This window comes from Nocardioides xinjiangensis (assembly GCF_017916385.1).
In the GTDB taxonomy this organism is placed as follows: domain Bacteria; phylum Actinomycetota; class Actinomycetes; order Propionibacteriales; family Nocardioidaceae; genus Nocardioides; species Nocardioides xinjiangensis.
On record NZ_JAFMSW010000001.1, the window covers coordinates 1,801,239 to 1,819,551 of the forward strand.

An 18,313-nucleotide genomic window follows, 5' to 3' on the forward strand; every position below is an offset into this window, starting at 1 on the left:
CCGGGGCCTTCGTGGTCTCGCCGGACTCACCGCAGGTAGCGCCGCGCCACCACGTCCGGCTGGTCGACGGGGGTGCCGCGCTGGATCGTCCAGGCCAGCCGCACCAGCCCGGCGTGCGACCAGGTCAGCGGGGTCGCGGCCCGCGTGCCCTCGCCGAGCGGGCAGCACGCCTCGCCGGTGGGCGGGCGGCCGTCCCAGACCTGCTCGGAGATCATGTCGCTGCTGCCGGCGGCCGCGGCCATGGCGGCGAGGAACGGCGTCGCGTCCTGGCCGGCGGTGACGGCGTACTCGCCGCGCTCGCCGGTCAGCAGCGGCCACGCGCGCCCGAGCGTGGTGCCGGTGTCGTCCTCGGTGATCTCCCACTGTCCGCCGTCGCGGGTCTCGCCGTAGCCGTCGAAGCTGAAGCGGTGCCAGAACGGCCCGTTGGGCGTCTCGACGCGAAGGTCCTCGTCGACCACGGCGAGGGTCGAGACGACGTCCGCGTCGTCGGCCGGGAGCAGGCCGAGGCGGACGAGGTCGAGGAAGCTCGGGTCCACGACCCGCCGCTGGTCGACCTCGGAGGGGCCGCCGTCCCCGATGGCGTACTCGGTGCCCCGGTCGGGGCGGCCGTCCTTGGTGATGCGCAGGAAGTAGGGCGCCTCGGACAGCGGCCCGGTGGTGGTGACCGTCCAGTCCTTGACCCGGGACTGCCACCGGTCGGCGACCCGCAGCCAGCGGCGCGCCGAGCGGCGGTCGCCGTTCTTGCGGGCGATGTCGGCGGCGCAGACCAGGCCGGCCACCTGGGTCGCGATCGAGTTGGGCGAGTAGCCCGCCTGGTTCTCCCAGCGCTCCTGGGGCGAGTACGGCGCGCGGCGGCCGGTCTCCTCGTCGCGGAACCGCACGAGGAAGTCGGCCGCCCGGCGCACGCCCCGCCACGTCCGGGCCCCGTCGCGGCCGACGAGGTGCGCCAGCACGATGGGCAGCGCCACCTCGTCGAGCTGCAGCTCCGACCACACGGGCGTGCCCTCCACGTCGGAGTTCTGCGGGAACGACCCGTCGGGCTTCTGCTGCACCTCGAACAGCCAGTCCACGGACCGCCGCGCCGCGGCCCTGTCGCCCATCGCCCAGAGCGCGGTGCCGAACTGGTAGGAGTCGCGCGACCACACCAGGTGGTAGGCGCCCGAGGGCGAGGACAGGTCCTTCACCTCGTCGCCCCACACCCACGGCGCCGAGGGGGAGGCGACCAGCGCGCCGGGGTTGAGCTTGTCCTCGGCGGCCGCCAGGACGAGCGCGGAGGCGAGGTACTGGCGACGTACGCCGTGCGCGCTGGCGGGCACCGCCTCGAGGCTGCGCAGGTAGCGGTGCCAGCCGCGGTCGTAGCGGGCGGCCGTGGTGCGCGCCCCGGTGCGGACCGCGGCCGACGCCGCCCTGGCCGCCGCGCGACCGGTCCGGCCGTAGCCCAGCACGAGCGTCGCGCGCTGCTTGCCCGGGCGGCCTGTCACGCCTGCGACCCGGCCCGTCTGGACCACGTTGCCCGGACCTGCCGCGCGCCTGCCGTCGTCGAGGCGGTGGTCGGCATCGAGGTCGGTCCACCCGTCGTCGCGGCCCAGGACCCCGGTGCGCGTGCGGTCGAAGCGCGGCCGGGCGACGAGCGCGGACGCGACCGGCTCGGTCCCGTCCGTCGCCACCAGCGCGCGCCCCGTGCTGCGGCCGGAGTCGTCCATCCCGGAGTTGGCCAGGGCCGGGTCGTGCACGGCGTACAGCCGGTAGCGCCCGCCGTCGAGCGACTCGAGGCGCACCCGGACCACGAGGGCGTCACGACGGGGGTCGGTGACGAAGGTCTTGGTGATGCGGTACCTCCCGGACGCCGCGGTGCCGACCTGCCGGAAGCGCAGGCTGCGCGCGTCCGGGCGCGTGGTGACCACGTCGACGTCGCGGCTCTCGCGGTCGGTGAAGCTCGAGCCGTCGGTGACGGCGAGCTCGAGGGCACGGGTGCTCGGCGTCGAGAGGTCGGGGTGGAACACCTCGCTGACCCGGCCGTCCTGCAGCGTGAACCAGACGTTGCTCCGGCGGGTGCGGGCGGTGCCGAACCCGGTCTTGTCGGCCTCGGTCCAGGTGCTCTTCGCGCCGCGCTCCGGCACGAGCCGCTCCGCGGGGGCGCCGGCTGCCGGGAGCGAGGGCGCGGTGGCGGTGACCGCGAGCGCGAGGACGGTCGGTCCGACGAGGGTGCGCAGTGCCATGGGTGCCTCCGTGGTCGACTCCTTCCCGTCGTACTCCTCCGGGTGGGCGGCAGCCACACCCCGGCGGGTGCACGAGGCGGCGCGCCGGCCGGTCACACTGGGCCGGTGGCCCAGCCCGACGGATCGCCCGACGGATCGCCGGTCGCGCCGGACGACGCGCCGGACGACGAGAGGTGGCTCGTCGTCGACGGCCGCCGGTCGCGGCGCACGGACCCCGCCATCCCGGCCGCCGAGCTCGCCCGCCTGAAGTCGCACCTCGGCCGCGGCCGCTCCGGGGTCCGCACGGCGCGCGACGACGTGGAGCTCGCGGCGACCCGGCACCGGACGCAGCTCGCGAAGGTCGGGCTCGGGGAGCGTGGCACCCCGTGGTGGGAGCAGACCGACTCCCAGCGCCGGGAGCGCTGGGAGTCGGCGTTGGCCGAGCTCGACGCCCTGGACGACTAGCCGAACCCGTCGACTGGGCGGACCTCGACGTCCGCCCACCACGACACCGGCTGCAGGGCCATCCTCCGCGCTCGGCATACTCGCCCGATGACCGACCGCGCTCCCCAGCACACCGCCGAGAGCCTCGCCGAGCCGATGCGGTCCCGCTGGAGCACGAGCGTGTACGACGACGCGCACCGGCTGGCCGACCACGAGATCGAGACCCTGCTGCGGGCGGCACAGTGGGCGCCGAGCAAGGGCAACACCCAGCCGTGGCTGTTCTTCGTGTGCGTGCGCGGCACGGCCAACCACGACCGGCTGCTCCCCACCCTGAGCCGCGGCAACTCCGGATGGGTGCCACGGGCCTCGGTCGTCTTCGTCACCGCCGCCCACGTGCGCACGGGTGCCGAGCCGGACGCGCCGGCGTACAGCGACCACGCGCTCTACGACGTGGGCCAGGCCGCCGCCCACCTCACGCTGCAGGCCCATGCGATGGGGCTGCTCGCCCACCAGTTCGCCGGCTTCGACCACGACGCCCTCGCCGCCGCGCTGGTCGTGCCGCCCACCCACCGGGTGCTGACGGGCATCGCCGTCGGAGTGCCCGGGGACCCGGCGCAGGTGGACGAGCGCACCGCCGCGCGCGACCACCGCGAGCGCGTGCGCAGACCGCTGGAGGAGTGGGCGTTCGGCGGGCGGTTCGGCGAGCCGTGGGTGGCAGACTCGCCGTCATGACATCGCTCACCGACTTCTCGGCGGTCGCCATCGACGGCACCGACACCGACCTGTCCGCCTACGACGGCAAGGTCGTGCTGGTCGTCAACACCGCCTCGCAGTGCGGCTTCACCGGCCAGTACAAGGGGCTGCAGCAGCTGCAGGACGCCTACGGCGACCGGGGGCTCGTCGTGCTCGGCTTCCCGTGCGACCAGTTCGGCGGCCAGGAGCCGGGGGACGAGGCGGAGATCTCGGAGTTCTGCGAGCGCACCTTCGGCGTGACGTTCCCGCTGTTCGCCAAGGTCGAGGTCAACGGGAAGGGCGAGCACCCGCTCTACACCTGGCTCAAGGAGTCGAGGGGCGGCATGCTCGGCAGCACCATCAAGTGGAACTTCACCAAGTTCCTCATCGGCCGCGACGGGCAGGTCATCGACCGCTACGCCCCCACCACGGAGCCGGACAAGATCGCCGGCGACATCGAGAAGGCGTTGTGACCCGCGAGCCGGTCGAGCAGCGACCCGGCGTGCACTGACCTGAGGGCATCGACCGGAGTGCGGTGACGCCTCAGGACACGGTGGGCGCGTCCGGCCCGACGCGCTCGGCCAGCCACTGCGCCACCTGCGCCTCGGACGGCGCGAGGCCGTCGCTGATCACGTGCGGCGCGACGCGGGAGAAGTAGTCGGTCACCATCCCGTCGGACTCGCGCACCAGCATCCCGGCCGCCTCGCCGTCGACGATCCACGACCCGAGCACCACGCGGTTGCCCTCGAAGCTCGGGAGGTCGGTGTAGGCCTGGTAGACCCAGCCCTCCGCGCCGTAGCCGCCCGGCATGACGACGTCCTCGAGCATGTCGTCGAGGTGGATCCGGATGTTGTCGCCCTCCCGCCCGTGCAGGGGCTTGGCGACCCAGCGCTCGAGCTCGCGCGGCTCGTCGAAGTACGCCGGCAGCAGCAGGCGGTGGCGCGGGAACAGCTCCCACAGCACCGGGAGCAGCGCCTTGGTGCTGAGGAGCACCTTCCACGCCGGCTCGATCCACTTCGTCGGCCGCGACTCCAGCTGGTCGACGACGTAGCGGCCGAACGGCTCGGCGAGCATCTCCTCCCACGCGTAGAGCTTGAAGGCGTTGCGCAGCGGCTCGTCGTGGACGTCCCGGTAGTCGCGGGTGTCGGGGTTCCACCCGACCTCCGCCATGGGGTGGGCGAGGGCGATCCACCCGGCCTGGATGGCGGTGTCCATCAGGTAGTGGACGGTCATCTCCATCTCGCCGCCGTCGTAGGAGTCCTCCTCGCCGAGGTCGTAGAGGAAGTGCAGGCGGTCGCCGTCGAAGTGCCCGGAGCGGCGCAGCTTGCGCCAGCCGGCGATCAGCCGGTCGTGGACGGAGTTCCACTGGTCCATCTCCGGCATGACGTCCTCCATCCAGTTCCACTGGATGATCCCGGTCTCGACGAGCCCGGTGGGGGTGTCGCCGTTGATCTCGAGCATCTTGATGGACCCGTCGGCGCCGTAGGCCAGGTCGAAGCGCGCGTAGAGCGCAGGGTCGCCGGCCTCGATGGACCGGCGCACGACCGCCAGCGAGCCGGGCGGGAGCCCGAGCCGCTCGTCGGTCATCGTCGTGGCCATGTGGGTCACGGCCTGCAGGCACATCGCCCACAGCTCCTCGGTGGCGGCCTCGAGGGCCTCCACCTCCTCCATGGTCACCTCGTACCAGGCGTCCTCGTTCCAGTACGGGAGCTCCGAGCCGTCGGGCATCTTCGTGACCGGGAAGACCAGTCCCTGCTCCACGACGGTGTCGCGCCAGCCCTCACGCGCCCGCGACCGGTGCCGCCACATGTCCGATCCTCCCGCTCGTCCGGGCCGTCAGGCGATGCTGGCGCAGACGATGGCGCCGACCGAGAGGGCGACGGCGGCCGCGACGTGGGCCAGTGGGCGCACGGGGCCGGGCTCGGTCACGATCTGGCGCAGGTTGCCCGGGGTGATCGCCTCGACGGCGAAGAACATGGCGGTGTTGAGGGCGATGCCGAGAGCCCCGAAGCACACGGTCCACACCAGCGCCCAACCCAGCGACGTCTCCCCGTTGGTCCAGATGGCGGTGAAGAGCACCGCTGCGTTGGACAGGAGCCAGGCCGAGGTGACCACGCCCGCGCCGCGCGAGTGCGCGTGCACCGACTCGTTGCCGTTCTCGTCCACGCCACGCAGGTGCGTGCCTAGGTGGCCCGGCGTCGCCAGGTCGAGGACGTAGTAGGCCGCGACGAGCATCGCGCCGCCGACGAGGGCGTACGCGACGGCGTGGAGGAGGGCGTTGATCAGGTCGGTCACGGGTGTCTCCTGGGAGGCAGGCGGGAGTCGGGACGAGAGGGCGAGCCGGGCGGGGTCCCGGGGGATCGGGCGACGCGGCAGTGCTCAGCCGAAGCCGCGGGAGCTGCCGCCGAACCCGCCCTTGGTGGTGGCGGACTTGACGGTGGATCCCCCGGTGGTCGGCAGGCCGCCGCGCTGCACCGAGCCGTTGAGGGTGCTGCCGCGGAACGTGCCGCCCGTGGCCGGTTGGCCGATCGCGGGGATCCGCGAGCTGGCGCCGAGGTAGTACCAGAAGAAGCCGCCGCCCACGCCGTTGTAGTCGGAGTCGTCGTCGCACTGGTCGTCGTCGACGCGCTCCTGGGTCTCGGGGTCGACGCAGACCGCGGCGTAGTCGGCGCTCGACGAGCACCCGGTCAGGCTGCTGGCCATGAGCGCGGTGATGCCCAGCGAGATGCTGGTGGACCGCATGCGGCGGCGGGTGGGCGTGGTCATCGGGTGCCTCCGGGCGGGTCCTGGACGTCGAACTTCGGCTTGAACATCGCGAGCATCCGCTCGGCGACGTCGGTCGTGGCTGCGTCGGCCGCCTCGTGCTCGGCGAGCCGCTGCTCGAGCCACTCGCGACCGTGCTGCGCCTCGAGCGAGGCGAGCGTGAGGTGCTCGAGCCGGTCGATGCGCTCGTGGACGTCCTCGAGGACCGTCGCGACGGCGAGGGACTCCTTGTCGAAGACGAGGTTGGCGATCACGTGCCCGATGGCGATCGGGACGAGCACGAGCATCGACACGATCAGGATCGCGCCGACCGCGCGGCCGGCGGTGGTGGAGGGGTAGAAGTCGCCGTAGCCGACAGTCGAGCCGGTGACGATGCCCCACCAGAGGCTCTCGATCGGGCCCTTGTCCTCGAGCAGGGCGTACACGAACGAGCACGCCACCCAGGTGCCGAGGACGACCAGCACCAGCAGGTGCGGCGCGTTGACGAGGGTGCGGACGGGTCGGGTGATGAAGCCGAGCCGTCGGGCCAGGCTCGCATCGGCCTGCTCGACGTCGGTGGCCACCTCGGCCATGCACGCACCCCCGTTCCCCCGCGCTGTCGCGGCGACTATAGGTCTTCCCGCGGGGCCGCCCGTCAAACGTACGCCAGCCGGCGGCTAGCCGGCGACGAGGTCGGCGTACTCCGGGTGCTTCTCGACGTACGACGCGACGTAGGTGCAGGAGGGCACGACCCTCAGCCCGCGCGCGCGGGCGTCGTCGAGCGCCGACGAGGCGAGCGTGGCGGCGTGGCCCTCGCCGGAGAAGGCCTCCGGCACCTCGGTGTGCGCCAGGTCGATGACGTCGCCCTCCAGCCGGTAGGCGAGGAGGCCGACGAGCTCGTCGCCGGAGCGGAGCTCGTAGCGGTGCTTCTCCGGGTTGTCCACGAAGTCGGTGTCCACACCATGAGCCTAGACCGACCCGACTTGCCCGTAACCCTCGCCGGGGGAGAGGGTCGGGGCATGGCAGCAACCGCGTCGTCCTACTCGATCACCATGCGGTTGTACACCGCCCCGGACCACAGCGTCGTCGGCGCCGTCGCGACCACGATCGCGCACAACGGCGGCGTGGTGACCGCCATCGACGTGACGGAGTCGCGCCACGACCGGCTGACCGTCGACGTGACGTGCTCGGCGGCCGACGCCGGCCACTCGCAGGAGCTCGTGGCGGCGGTGTCCGAGGTCGAGGGCGTGACGGTCCACAAGGTCAGCGACCGGACGTTCCTGCTCCACCTCGGCGGCAAGATCGAGGTCACGTCCAAGGTGCCGCTGCGCACCCGCGACGACCTGTCGATGGCCTACACGCCGGGCGTGGGCCGGGTGTCGATGGCGATCCACGACAACCCCGAGGACGTCCGCAAGCTCACGATCAAGGGCAACTCCGTCGCCGTCGTCACCGACGGCTCGGCGGTCCTGGGCCTGGGCAACATCGGCCCCGGAGCGGCGATGCCGGTGATGGAGGGCAAGGCCGCGCTGTTCAAGCGGTTCGCCGACATCGACGCCTGGCCGATCTGCCTGGCCAGCCAGGACACCGACGAGATCGTGAAGGCCGTCGAGATGATCGCGCCCGGCTTCGGGGGCATCAACCTGGAGGACATCGCAGCGCCGCGCTGCTTCGAGATCGAGGCGCGGCTGCGTGAGTCGCTCGACATCCCGGTCTTCCACGACGACCAGCACGGCACCGCGATCGTGGTGCTGGCCGCCCTGACCAACGCGCTGCGCTGCGTGGAGAAGCAGCTGACCGACGTGCGCATCGTGGTGTCCGGCGCCGGCGCCGCCGGCACGGCCATCGTCACCCTGCTGCTCGCCGCCGGTGCCCGCGACGTGGTGGTGGTCGACCGCGAGGGTGCGCTCGCCGCCGGCGACGGGTCGCTGTCGGTCGCCCACACCGAGCTCGCGGCCGCCACCAACCCGCGGCGCGCGACCGGGTCGCTGCAGGAGGTGCTCGTCGACGCCGACGTCTTCATCGGCGTCTCCGCGCCGCGCATCCTCGACCCGCAGTGGATCCCGACGATGGCCCCCAAGCCGGTCGTGTTCGCGCTGGCGAACCCCGACCCGGAGGTCGACCCGGCCGAGGCCGACAAGTACGCCGCCGTCGTCGCGTCTGGCCGCTCGGACTACCCCAACCAGATCAACAACGTGCTGGCCTTCCCCGGCGTCTTCCGCGGCCTGCTCGACGCCGGCGCCGACGAGGTCACCGTCGACATGCTGCTGCGCGCGGCCAAGGCGATCGCCGACACGGTGAGCGCCGAGGAGCTGCACCCGGCGTTCATCATCCCGAGCGTCTTCCACCCCGACGTCACCAAGCGGGTGGCCTCGGCGATCAGCGGTCGCGAGGGCTGAGCTCCGGCGCTGCGGACGCGGGGGTGGCGCGGCGGCCGGGCGGCGGCCGGGCGACGGGACGGGGCCGGACTTCGAGGGGTCTTCGTGAACTTCCGGGGGTCTGCACGCCACCGGAAGTTCACGATCCCCCGCTTGAGCGGGGGATCCGCGCGTCGCCCGCCTCAGCCCCCGGCAGGCCTCACCCGCCGCGGCCACCAGAACCGCTCCCCGAGCGTCAGCGCGAGCGCCGGGACGAGCACCGTGCGGACGACGAGGGTGTCGAGCAGGACGCCGACGAAGATGATCGCGCCGAGCTGCGCCAGCACCACCAGCGGCAGCACGCCCAGCACGGCGAAGACCGCCGCGAGCAGGATGCCCGCGCTGGTGATGACGCCGCCGGTGGCGGTCAGCGCGCGCAGCATCCCCGTGCGGGTCCCGTGCTCGGCGGCCTCCTCGCGGGCGCGGGTGACGAGGAAGATGTTGTAGTCCACGCCCAGGGCGACCAGGAACAGGAAGGCCAGCAACGGCACGCCGCTGTCCATCGCGGCGAAGTCGAAGACGCCGCGGAACAGCCACCACGAGGCGCCCATGCTGGCGGCGTACGTCGCCACGACCGTCGCCACGAGCAGGACCGGTGCCAGCACCGACCGCAGCAGCAGCACGAGGGCACCCAGCACGAGCAGCAGGATCAGCGGCAGGATCAGCAGCCGGTCGTCGGCGGCGTAGGCCTGCTCGTCGAGGGCCTCGGCGTCCCCGCCGCCGACGTGGGTGTCGTCGAGGTCGGCGACCGCGGAGCGGATGTCCGCCACGACCGCCTCGGCGGCGTCGCTGCCGGGCTCCGCGTCCGGTACGACGTCGACCTGGGCGACGCCGTCGCCGCGCGAGGTGATCCGCGCAGAGGTCGTGCCCTCGACGCCCTCGACGGCGGCGAGCACCTGCTCGGGGTCGGCGCGGGTGACGACCTGGACCGGGTCGGTCGTGCCGGCGGGGAACGACTCGGCGAGCCGCTTCGCCGCCGTGATCGCCTCGGGCTCCTGCAGGAACTGGTCGGCCGGGTCGAGGCCGGTGGAGATCGAGAGGGTGCCGGTCGCGAGGACGGCCAGGCCGGCCACGGTGGCGACGACGAAGGTGCGCGGGCGCCCGGCGACGGCGTCGCCGACGCGGCGCCACAGCGACCGGGAATCGACCAGCACGGCGTCGCCGACGCGCGGGACGCGCGGCCAGAACACCCAGCGGCCGAAGAGCACCAGCGCGGCCGGGAGCACGACGAGGGCGAACGTCGCCGCGACGACCACACCCACCGCACAGGCGACGCCGAGCCCGCGCGTCGTGGGGATCGCGGAGAGGAGCAGCGTCAGCAGGCCCAGCACGACGGTGGTCGCGCTGGAGAGGACGGCCTCGGTGGTGCGGGCGAGGGCGTGCGCCATCGCCTCGTGGCGCGAGTCGGTGGTCTTCAGCTCGTCGCGGTAGCGCGAGATCAGCAGGAGCGCGTAGTCGGTGCCCGCTCCGAACACCAGCACGCTCAGGATGCCGACGGTCGACTCGTCCCAGGCCAGTCCGGCCAGCTCGAGGACGTTGGTGGCGGCGATGGCGGAGAACCGGTCGGCGATGCCGACGACGGCCAGGGGGACCAGCCAGAGCACCGGGCCCCGGTAGGTGATGATCAGCAGGACGGCGACCACCGCCGCGGTCGCACCCAGCAGCCGGATGTCGGCGCCGTCGAAGACCTGGCCGATGTCGGCCTGGATCGCGGCCGGGCCGGTGACCTGCACCGCGAGCTCGTCCGGCACGTCCTCGCGCAGCCGGTCGCGCAGCTCCTCCACCTGGTCGATGTTGTCGGTGTTGGAGGACGAGGCCACGGGCACGACCGCGAGCGCCGCGGTGCCGTCGTCGGCGACCACCAGCGGGGGACCCTGAGGCTGCCCCCCGTCCCGGCCCGCGTCCGGGCCCGCGTCCTGACCCGCGTCCTGGTCGTCTGCGGGCACCAGCGCGGTGGCCTGGCCGGTCACCGCCTCGACGTCCGCCTCCGACAGCTCGCCGTCGGCGGTCCACAGCACCAGCGCGACCTGTCCCTCGTCGTCGGGCAGCTGCCCGGCCAGCTCGACCGCCGCCGTGCTGTCGGCTCCCGCAGGGAGGGTGTCGCTCGCCCGTGCCTCGTGCTCGCCCTCGGGCACGAGGAGGATCGCCGCCAGGGCGAGGAGCAGGGGCACGAGCGCGACGACCCACGCCGTACGGCAGCCGGCGACGAGCCGGGCGGGAGCGGGCGGGTGGAGACCGGGCACGGGCATCCTTAGGATCAGGTCGCTAGCGAAGCAGGTTGCTAAGCAAGTTAGCGACCGAGGCCCCGTCGTCGCAAGTGCAGGAGGTGCCGTGGCCGATCCGTCCGGACCGCCCGAGGGCTGGCATGCGTCGGCGACCCTCGAGGCCCTGCGCGAGCTGGTCGCCATCGGCGCGCGGGTCAACCACGTCGTGGCGCGTCGCGCGGGGATCAGCGACACCGAGCTGGTGACCCTGGAGCACCTCAGCCGCGAGCAGATCGGACCGGCGGAGGTCGCCCGGCGGCTGGAGGTGTCGACGGCGGCGGCGACGGGCATCGTCGACCGGCTGGTCGCGCGGGGGCACGTCGAGCGCCGGCCGCACGCCGCCGACCGACGGCGTACGCAGCTGGTCCTCACCGACTCCGGTCGTCGGGAGGTGGTCAGGCACCTGCTGCCGATGTTCGTCGCGCTCGACCGGCTCGACCGCGACTTCACCGATGGCGAGCGGGAGGTCGTGGAGCGCTACCTGCGCGGAGCGGCTGCGGCGTTCGAGCGGGTGCTGGAGACCGGCGTCGCAGACGACGACGGGCGGCCCCGGGCCTGAGCCCGGGACCGCCCGATCATCGGGTCGGTCAGCGGCGCACCCGGATGGTGCGCTTCACCGTCGTCCGCTCGAAGGACTCGCTCGCCACGAGCACCGCCTTGACCCGGTGCTTCCCGGCGCTGAGCTTCGGCAGCGTGACCCTGACGGTCCCGTCCGCCCGCAGCTGCACCGCGCGGAGGGTCCGGCCGTCCACCTTGACCACGACGGTCCCGGTCGGGACCGTGCCCGGCGCGGTGAAGGCGACGGTCGCGGTGGCCCGCTTGGCGGCCTTCGCCTTGGTCACCTTCATCGTCGCGGCGGCCCGCGCCCTGCCGACCACCGACTCGGCCGACGTGGCGGCGACGGGCTCGCGGCCCGTCACCCGGGCGGTGACCCGGACGGCGATGCGCGCGCCGGAGTCGGCCCCGGTGAGGGTGTACTCGCCCCCGGTGGCGCCCTGGATGGGCACCCCGTCGCGCAGCCACTGGACCTCGAACGTGGCCCGGTCGGCGTTGGTCCACCGGCCCTGGTCGGCGGTGACGAGCGAGCCGACCGCGAGGGTGCCGTTGACGGCCGGCCTGGCGGTGTTCACCGGCGCGGGCGCCGGCTGGACCGTCACCTCGCGGGTCGCGACGGACTGGTTGCCGGCCGCGTCGCTGACCAGGTAGACGAGCTGGTAGCGCCCGGCCACGGAGGTGTCGACCTCACCGAGGACGGAGACCCGGTCGGTGAGGTCGCCGTCGCGGTCGTCGGTGACCGAGACCCCGGCCAGCGGGTCGAACGCGGCGCCGTGGGCGACGACGTCCGCCGCGCCCAGGGTGATCACCGGCGCGTCGACGTCGGCGACGCCGTCGGCGGTCGCGGTGAACAGCGCCAACTGCGAGACCTGGCCGGGCAGCTCCTCGCCGCTGGCGGCGTCACGGCTGACGGCCTGCCAGGCGTACGTCTCGCCGATGGTCAGCCCGTCCCAGGTGACGGAGGCGGGCCAGCCGGACCGCGCGGTGTCGGTGCCGATGACCTCCTCGGTCGGGTCGAGCACCACGAGCGAGTCGGTGGCGAAGCTGGTCGCCCGGTGCTGGAGCTGGATCGGCATCTTGAAGTCGTCCTCCGTGCCGTTGTAGCGGTTGCGGTCGTCGTACTCCGTCGCCCCGAAGTTGTCGAGGAACGGGGAGTAGGTGTCCACGCTCATCTCCGACCGGTCGACGTCGACCTGCAGGAGCCGGAAGAACGACGACCCCATCTGCAGCAGCGTGTCCGGGGTCAGGGTGCCGGTGCCGCCCAGCCCCACCTCGCCCGCGCGGACCTTGTAGAACTGGTAGTCGGCGAGCAGCTCGACCACGTGGTTGCCCGGGCGGCCGAGGTCCTTGCGCACCTCGATGTTGACCCCGTGCTCGTGCCCGGAGAGGACCAGGAACACGTTCGGGTTCTCCTTCACGACCGAGCTGCGCACGCTCATGCCGTCGTAGGACATGCCCCCGCCGCGACCGTCCGGGTTGGAGCTCGGCGTGGTGTAGGCGTGGGTCAGCACGATCGCGTTGCGGTCGGCGTACTGCTCGAGGATCGCGTCGGCCCAGGCCGCCTCCTCGGCGGTGACCCCGAAGCCCAGGCTGACCACGACGAAGTCGAGGCCGCCGGCGCTGAACAGCACGTAGTTGTTGGCGTTGTCGCCCGGCTTCCACGGCTGGTACGACGCCCGCTCGCCCGCCCACCGCGGGTGCTGCGAGAGCGCGGCGTAGCGCTCCGGCCCGAAGTAGTCGTTGTAGAGCGCGTCCGGACCGTTGTCCTGGCCGTACTGGTTGTCGTGGTTGCCCGGGAGCACCGTGTTGACCAGGCCGGCGTCGTCGAGGATCTTCTGCGCGGCCGAGGCCACCTCGTACTCCCGCACCGCCTTGGCGCGGTTGTCGGTGAGGTTGTGCCAGTTCTCCATGATGTCGCCGGTGTGCGCGGTGAAGGCGATCTTGCGCGACTCGGAGTTGGCGACGATCCACTCGGTGATGTCGGTGTACGCACGGCGCCAGGTGTCGCGCTCGGCCTGCGTCGGCGGCTCGTCGGCACCCTCGGAGAGGTACTGGGTGTCGGTGAGGTGGGCGAGCGAGAAGTCGTACGCGGACGGGTCCTCGAAGGCCGGCCGCACCTCGTTGGGGATGTCGTCGGCGAACGGGTCCTCGCCGGTCACCATGATCGGCACGACGCCGTCGTGGTGGTGGCGGGGACGGACGTCGCCGGTGAGCGCGACGGAGCCCTCGGCGAGCCCGCGGGCGGTGTCGAGCGCCTCCCAGGCCTCGCCGTTCCAGGCGCGCAGGGTGACGCTGCGGGTCGGGTCGACGGTGCCCGACCAGCTGATGCGCTGACCCTCGGCCGCGCTCACCGCGACGTCGTGGCGCTGGAAGGAGATGCCGGTCGCGGAGGGGCTCGTGACGAGCGCGTCGTCACCGGGCTGGAGGGGCCCGGTGAGGTCCTCGGCCTGCTCGTGCTCGAACTCCCGCGTGGTGGGCAGCTCGGCGAAGGAGCCCTGGAAGCCGTCCTCGGCCACCTTGGCCTCGGCTCGGACGAACGTCGTCGTGACGTCGCCGCCGCTCGGGTTGGTGGCCACCGACGAGAGGGTGACCGAGCCGCCGGCCTGCCCCGTCCGGGTGCCGCCGCCGACCGGGATGTTGCCGGACCGGAAGGTCACGGACTGGTCGATCGGACGGCCGAAGACGTCGCTGCCGCGGAGCGTGAGGGCGTGCTCGCCGGCGCGGAGGCCCGGGCCGACCTCGTCGCCGGGCCGGACGAGCGCGCCGTCGATGCGGTACTCGGCCGTGCGGCCCACCGCCTGCGGCATGGAGCTCTCGACCGACAGGGTGGTGGGACCGGTGATGCGGCTGCCGGCCGCCGGGGTGGAGCCGGTGATGGTGACGGGCGCGGTGGCGAGGCCGTCGGCCAGGACGTCGCGGCGCAGGGCGAGGACGTCGGTGCGGTCCACGGGCTCGGAGAAGAGCCGGGCGGTGGCGACGGTGGCGGGCGCGAGGAAACTCGCCCGGTTGTTGGTGCTGGCGTCGCCGCCGACCACGAGGTTGCGGGCGGTCGCGTTCGGGGGCACGGTCAGCGCGCCCGCGGCCGGTGCCTGCTTGGCCAGCACGCCGTCGACGTACAGGCTGGCCACCTGGCCGTCCCAGGTGCCGACCACGTGGTACCACCGGTCGGCCACCACCGGCACGTTGAGGTTGCGGTAGCTGCCGCCGATGTGGGGGTTGAACGACAGGTTCGGTCCGTAGAGCGTGATCGAGAAGCCGCCGGCCTCCTTGGCGCCGCAGATGTTGCCGCGCTCCTCACCGCTGGCGGCGAGGTCGGCGTCGTACTTGAACGTGCACTCGACCGCGAAGCCGTCGACGAGCGCGTCGTAGTCGTCGGCGAGGGGGTAGAGGTAGGCCGAGCTGCCGTCGAACGCGCCGACGTTGCGGCCCAGGGGCACGTCGGGACGGACGACCGGCTCGTTCCACTCGGTCACGGGAAGGCCCTGCGCCCGGTCGGTGGGGGTGCCGTCGGCGAAGTCGACGTCGAGGACGTCGGCGGTCGGGGCGACCGGCTCGGCGACGGCGGCCGCGGCCAGCGCGGCGGCGTCGCCGGCCGTCAGGGCCGACGAGTACACCCGGGCGGTGTCGATGGTGGTGGCGGCGAAGAACCCGACGCCGTTGCTCGGCTGGGCGTCGGCGCCGAGGGCGAAGTTCTGCGCGCCCACGGACGGGGCCTTGAACACGCCCGACGCGGCGGTCTGTGCGACCTGCTCGCCGTCGACGTACAGCACGAGCGTGGAGCCGTTCCAGACGACGAGCGTGTGGTACCACTCGCCCGCCTCCATCGGGAAGCGCACGTTCTTGTAGCCACCGCCGATGTGGGCCATGAAGCCGCCGCGACCTCCGCTGACGTACGTCGCGAAGCCGCCGGCCTCCTTGGCGCCGCAGAAGTCCTGCTCGCCGCCGGCGAGGTCGCTGCCGTCGTAGCGGAAGCTGCACTCGACCGAGAAGCCCGACGCCATGGCGTCGTACTGGCCGGCGAGCGGGTAGAGCGCCGCGTCGTCGCCGTCGAGGGCGTACGCCGTCCGGGCGCGCGCCGCGTCGGAGACGATCTCCGGGTCGCCGAACAGCGTCGGCGTGAGGTCGCGGGCGCGGTCGTCGGCGGTGCCGTCGGCGAAGTCGATGTCGAGGATGTCGGCGACGGGCAGCTCGGCCGCCGTCGCTGGGGAGGCGGTGCCGGGCACGATCGCGAGGAGCGAGCCAGTGACGGCGACCGCGCCGGCCGTGGCCAGCATCGAGCGCCAGCGGTTGCTGTGGCGTTTCACAGAGGGATTCCTGTTCGGTTCGATCCGATGGGGACCCGAACAGGTTTCCGGCGCGGGATGACCGGAAGGTGGCAGCGGTGCGGACGCGGGGTGGACCGGCGTTGGCCGGTTGCTCGGCGGACGCCCGGGGCGTCCGCCTGAAGTCGCACCTCAGCCCTCGGTGCCCGCCTTGCGGTGCGCGACGAGGGCGGCGCCGACGATGCCGGCGCGGTTCTGCAGGGTCGCGGGCACCATCTCGGTCTCGACCTTGATGAGGTGGCCGAAGCTGTCCCACGACTTGCTGACGCCGCCGCCGATCACGAAGAGGTCGGGGGTGAAGAGGCGCTCGAGGTGCCGGAAGTAGGTGGTGAGCCGCTCGGCCCAGGCCTCCCACGACAGGCCCTCGCGCTCGCGGGCGCTCGTCGCGGCCCGCGACTCGGCGACGGCGCCGTCGATCTCGAGGTGGCCCATCTCGGAGTTGGGGACGAGCCGGCCGTCGTGGATCAGCGCCGAGCCGATGCCGGTGCCGAGCGTGATGACCATGACCAGTCCGCGGCGGCCCTGCGCCGCGCCGTACTCGGCCTCTGCCAGGCCGGCGGCGTCGGCGTCGTTGACGACGTGCACCTCGCGCCCGAGCGCCTCGGTGAAGATCGCGTCGGCGTCCTCGTTGATCCACGACTTGTCGATGTTGGCCGCGGACAGCACGACCCCGCGCCGGACGATGCCGGGCACGGTCACGCCGACCGGCGTCGTCGAGGCCGGGAAGGAGTCGACGATCTGCTGGAAGACGTCGGCGACGGCCTGCGGGGTCGCCGGCTTGGGGGTGTCGATGCGGACCCGGGCGTGGGCGAAGTCGCCGACCTCGAGGTCGACGGGCGCACCCTTGATGCCGGTGCCACCGAAGTCGATGCCGAAGGGGTGATCCATGCGCACAACCTAGCGTCCGTCCTCGCGAGGTGTGACGGGGGCAACACGGTGTGGGACGGCGCCTCGCCGGTCCTGCTCCGCCCACGGGGCGAGGCGTCTCGAATCCCCCGCTTAAGCGGGGGATCGCGAACATCCAGTGGCATGCATGCCCCGAGAAGTTCGCAGTCCCCCGCTTAAGCGGGGATTCGTGGGGCGGTGAGCGGTTGACAAAGGGGTGCCTCTTGTCAAACCCGCTTTACAGAACCTACAGTCGTGTACACCCACGGCAGGAGGTCAGGACATGCCCGGCTACCCCACTCGACTCGCCCCTAGCGGCACGGTCCCCGACGGCACGACCGAGCTGTGGAGGGACCGCAAGCGCTACCTGTGGCTGATCGGCCTGGTCGTCCCGAGCCTGGCCTTCGTCGCGTTCGGGGGCTACCTCGCGACCGGGTGGAGCGTGTGGTTCTGGGTCGGTCCGATCGTGGTCCTCGGCATCGTGCCCGCCATCGACCTGCTCGCCGGCCTCGACCGCTCCAACCCGCCGGACGACGTCATCGAGGCGCTGGAGCAGGACAGGTACTACCGGTGGATCACCTACCTGTTCCTGCCGATCCAGTACGCCGGCTTCCTGGCCGCGATGGCGGTCGTCGGCGGCTGGGACGCCTTCGGCCTGCTCGCCGAGATGCCGCTCTCGACGCTCGACAAGGTGGGCCTCGCCGTCTCGATCGGCTGCATCGGCGGCATCGGCATCAACACCGCCCACGAGCTCGGCCACAAGAAGGAGGCCAACGAGCGCTGGCTGTCCAAGGTCGCGCTCGCGCAGGTCTTCTACGGCCACTTCTACATCGAGCACAACCGGGGGCACCACGTACGGGTGGCGACCCCGGAGGACCCGGCGAGCGCACGGCTGGGGGAGAGCTTCTACCGGTTCTGGCCCCGCACGGTCGGCGGCTCCCTGAGGTCCGCGTGGCGCCTGGAGAAGCGCCGGCTCGCTCGTCGCAAGCAGAGCCCGTGGCGCCTCGACAACGACGTCCTCAACGCGTGGCTCATGTCCGTCGCACTGTGGGCCGTGGTCGTCGCGGCGTTCGGCGTCGAGGTGCTGCCGTTCCTCCTCGTCCAGGCCGTCGTCGGCTTCTCGCTCCTCGAGGTCGTCAACTACATGGAGCACTACGGAATGCTGCGGCAGAAGGTCGGCGAGGGCGACCGGCAGCGGTACGAGCGGGTGCTGCCCAGTCACTCCTGGAACTCCAACAACATCGCCACCAACGTCCTGCTCTACCACCTGCAGCGGCACAGCGACCACCACGCGAACCCCACCCGGCGCTACCAGACGCTGCGCGACTTCGAGGAGAGCCCGGTGCTCCCGACGGGGTACGCCGGCATGATCGTGCTCGCGATCGTCCCTCCCCTCTGGCGACGCGTCATGGACGAGCGGGTGGTCGACCACTTCGGCGGCGACGTCACCCTGGCCAACATCAGCCCGCGCAAGCGCGAGACGTACCTGCGCCGGTACGACGCCGCCGGGCGCGCCGCGGCCGCCGAGGCAGCCCGCCGGGCGCGCGAGGAGCTGCCGGGCGCCACCGCCGAGGTGCTGGCGGCGCGCTGCCCGAGCTGCGAGTACGTCTACGAGGTCGCGGCGGGCGACGAGCACGAGGGCTTCGCGGCCGGCACCGCCTGGGCCGACATCCCGGACGACTGGTGCTGCCCGGACTGCGGCGTGCGCGAGAAGGTCGACTTCGTGCCGCTGGAGCCGACCGCGCGCTGAGCGG

General features: G+C 72.9%; 15 protein-coding genes. 6 read left to right on the forward strand and 9 right to left on the reverse strand.

The features are described 5' to 3' along the window. Positions 1-26: 26 nt before the first annotated feature. The gene (locus J3P32_RS08515; RefSeq protein ID WP_210439368.1) at positions 27-2,219 is read right to left on the reverse strand and encodes a glycoside hydrolase family 15 protein; all 2,193 of its coding nucleotides are present in this window, start codon (positions 2,217-2,219) and stop codon (positions 27-29) included. A gap of 105 nt (positions 2,220-2,324) precedes the next feature. Between J3P32_RS08515 and J3P32_RS08520 the strand changes: the two genes are divergently transcribed. The 3 genes from J3P32_RS08520 to J3P32_RS08530 all read left to right on the forward strand — a co-directional run bounded on the left by J3P32_RS08520 (position 2,325) and on the right by J3P32_RS08530 (position 3,847). Next, entirely contained in the window at positions 2,325-2,663 is a 339-nt protein-coding gene (locus tag J3P32_RS08520; RefSeq protein ID WP_210439369.1) for a hypothetical protein, read from the forward strand. Positions 2,664-2,750: 87 nt separating this feature from the next. Next, positions 2,751-3,374, forward strand: coding sequence for a nitroreductase family protein (locus tag J3P32_RS08525; RefSeq protein WP_210439370.1), 624 nt, complete (start codon positions 2,751-2,753; stop codon positions 3,372-3,374). Then, a complete protein-coding gene (locus tag J3P32_RS08530) occupies positions 3,371-3,847 on the forward strand; it encodes a glutathione peroxidase (protein WP_210439371.1) in 477 nt (158 codons plus the stop codon). The genes J3P32_RS08525 and J3P32_RS08530 overlap by 4 nt, the downstream gene beginning before the upstream one ends. Before the next feature lie 70 nt (positions 3,848-3,917). Here the strand turns inward: J3P32_RS08530 and J3P32_RS08535 are convergent, their stop codons facing one another. The 5 genes from J3P32_RS08535 to J3P32_RS08555 all read right to left on the reverse strand — a co-directional run bounded on the left by J3P32_RS08535 (position 3,918) and on the right by J3P32_RS08555 (position 7,075). Next, a complete protein-coding gene (locus tag J3P32_RS08535; RefSeq protein WP_210439372.1) occupies positions 3,918-5,183 on the reverse strand; it encodes a glutathionylspermidine synthase family protein in 1,266 nt (421 codons plus the stop codon). A gap of 27 nt (positions 5,184-5,210) precedes the next feature. Further along, entirely contained in the window at positions 5,211-5,669 is a 459-nt protein-coding gene (locus tag J3P32_RS08540; protein ID WP_210439373.1) for a DUF350 domain-containing protein, read from the reverse strand. 84 nt (positions 5,670-5,753) lie between these two features. Next, on the reverse strand, positions 5,754-6,140 hold the full coding sequence (locus tag J3P32_RS08545; protein WP_210439374.1) for a hypothetical protein: 387 nt from the start codon (positions 6,138-6,140) through the stop codon (positions 5,754-5,756). Next, on the reverse strand, positions 6,137-6,709 hold the full coding sequence (locus J3P32_RS08550) for a potassium channel family protein (protein WP_210439375.1): 573 nt from the start codon (positions 6,707-6,709) through the stop codon (positions 6,137-6,139). The genes J3P32_RS08545 and J3P32_RS08550 overlap by 4 nt, the downstream gene beginning before the upstream one ends. Positions 6,710-6,793: 84 nt before the next feature. Beyond that, positions 6,794-7,075 carry a GNAT family N-acetyltransferase gene (locus J3P32_RS08555; protein ID WP_210439376.1) on the reverse strand — a complete coding sequence of 94 codons (282 nt, stop codon included), beginning with the start codon at positions 7,073-7,075 and terminating at the stop codon, positions 6,794-6,796. Between the two features lie 60 nt (positions 7,076-7,135). Between J3P32_RS08555 and J3P32_RS08560 the strand changes: the two genes are divergently transcribed. Beyond that, positions 7,136-8,515 (forward strand): NAD-dependent malic enzyme, encoded by a 1,380-nt coding sequence (locus tag J3P32_RS08560; protein ID WP_210439377.1) that lies wholly within the window; start codon positions 7,136-7,138, stop codon positions 8,513-8,515. Between the two features lie 161 nt (positions 8,516-8,676). Here J3P32_RS08560 and J3P32_RS08565 read toward each other — a convergent pair whose 3' ends face one another. After that, complete coding sequence (locus tag J3P32_RS08565) at positions 8,677-10,776, reverse strand: MMPL family transporter (RefSeq protein WP_307861629.1); 2,100 nt, start codon at positions 10,774-10,776, stop codon at positions 8,677-8,679. An 88-nt stretch (positions 10,777-10,864) separates the two neighbouring features. On the opposite strand from J3P32_RS08565, the gene J3P32_RS08570 reads away from it, so the two are divergent. Then, positions 10,865-11,356: a MarR family winged helix-turn-helix transcriptional regulator gene (locus J3P32_RS08570; RefSeq protein WP_210439379.1), complete on the forward strand. Its 492-nt coding sequence runs from the start codon at positions 10,865-10,867 to the stop codon at positions 11,354-11,356. Between the two features lie 28 nt (positions 11,357-11,384). Here the strand turns inward: J3P32_RS08570 and J3P32_RS08575 are convergent, their stop codons facing one another. Together J3P32_RS08575 and ppgK are read right to left on the reverse strand one after the other, a co-directional pair. Then, the gene (locus J3P32_RS08575; protein ID WP_210439380.1) at positions 11,385-15,656 is read right to left on the reverse strand and encodes a LamG-like jellyroll fold domain-containing protein; all 4,272 of its coding nucleotides are present in this window, start codon (positions 15,654-15,656) and stop codon (positions 11,385-11,387) included. A 150-nt stretch (positions 15,657-15,806) separates the two neighbouring features. Continuing rightward, positions 15,807-16,562, reverse strand: a complete 756-nt coding sequence (gene ppgK / locus J3P32_RS08580; RefSeq protein ID WP_210439381.1) for a polyphosphate--glucose phosphotransferase — start codon at positions 16,560-16,562, stop codon at positions 15,807-15,809. 280 nt (positions 16,563-16,842) lie between these two features. On the opposite strand from ppgK, the gene J3P32_RS18645 reads away from it, so the two are divergent. Further along, positions 16,843-18,309: a fatty acid desaturase gene (locus J3P32_RS18645; protein ID WP_210439382.1), complete on the forward strand. Its 1,467-nt coding sequence runs from the start codon at positions 16,843-16,845 to the stop codon at positions 18,307-18,309. Positions 18,310-18,313: the final 4 nt, after the last annotated feature.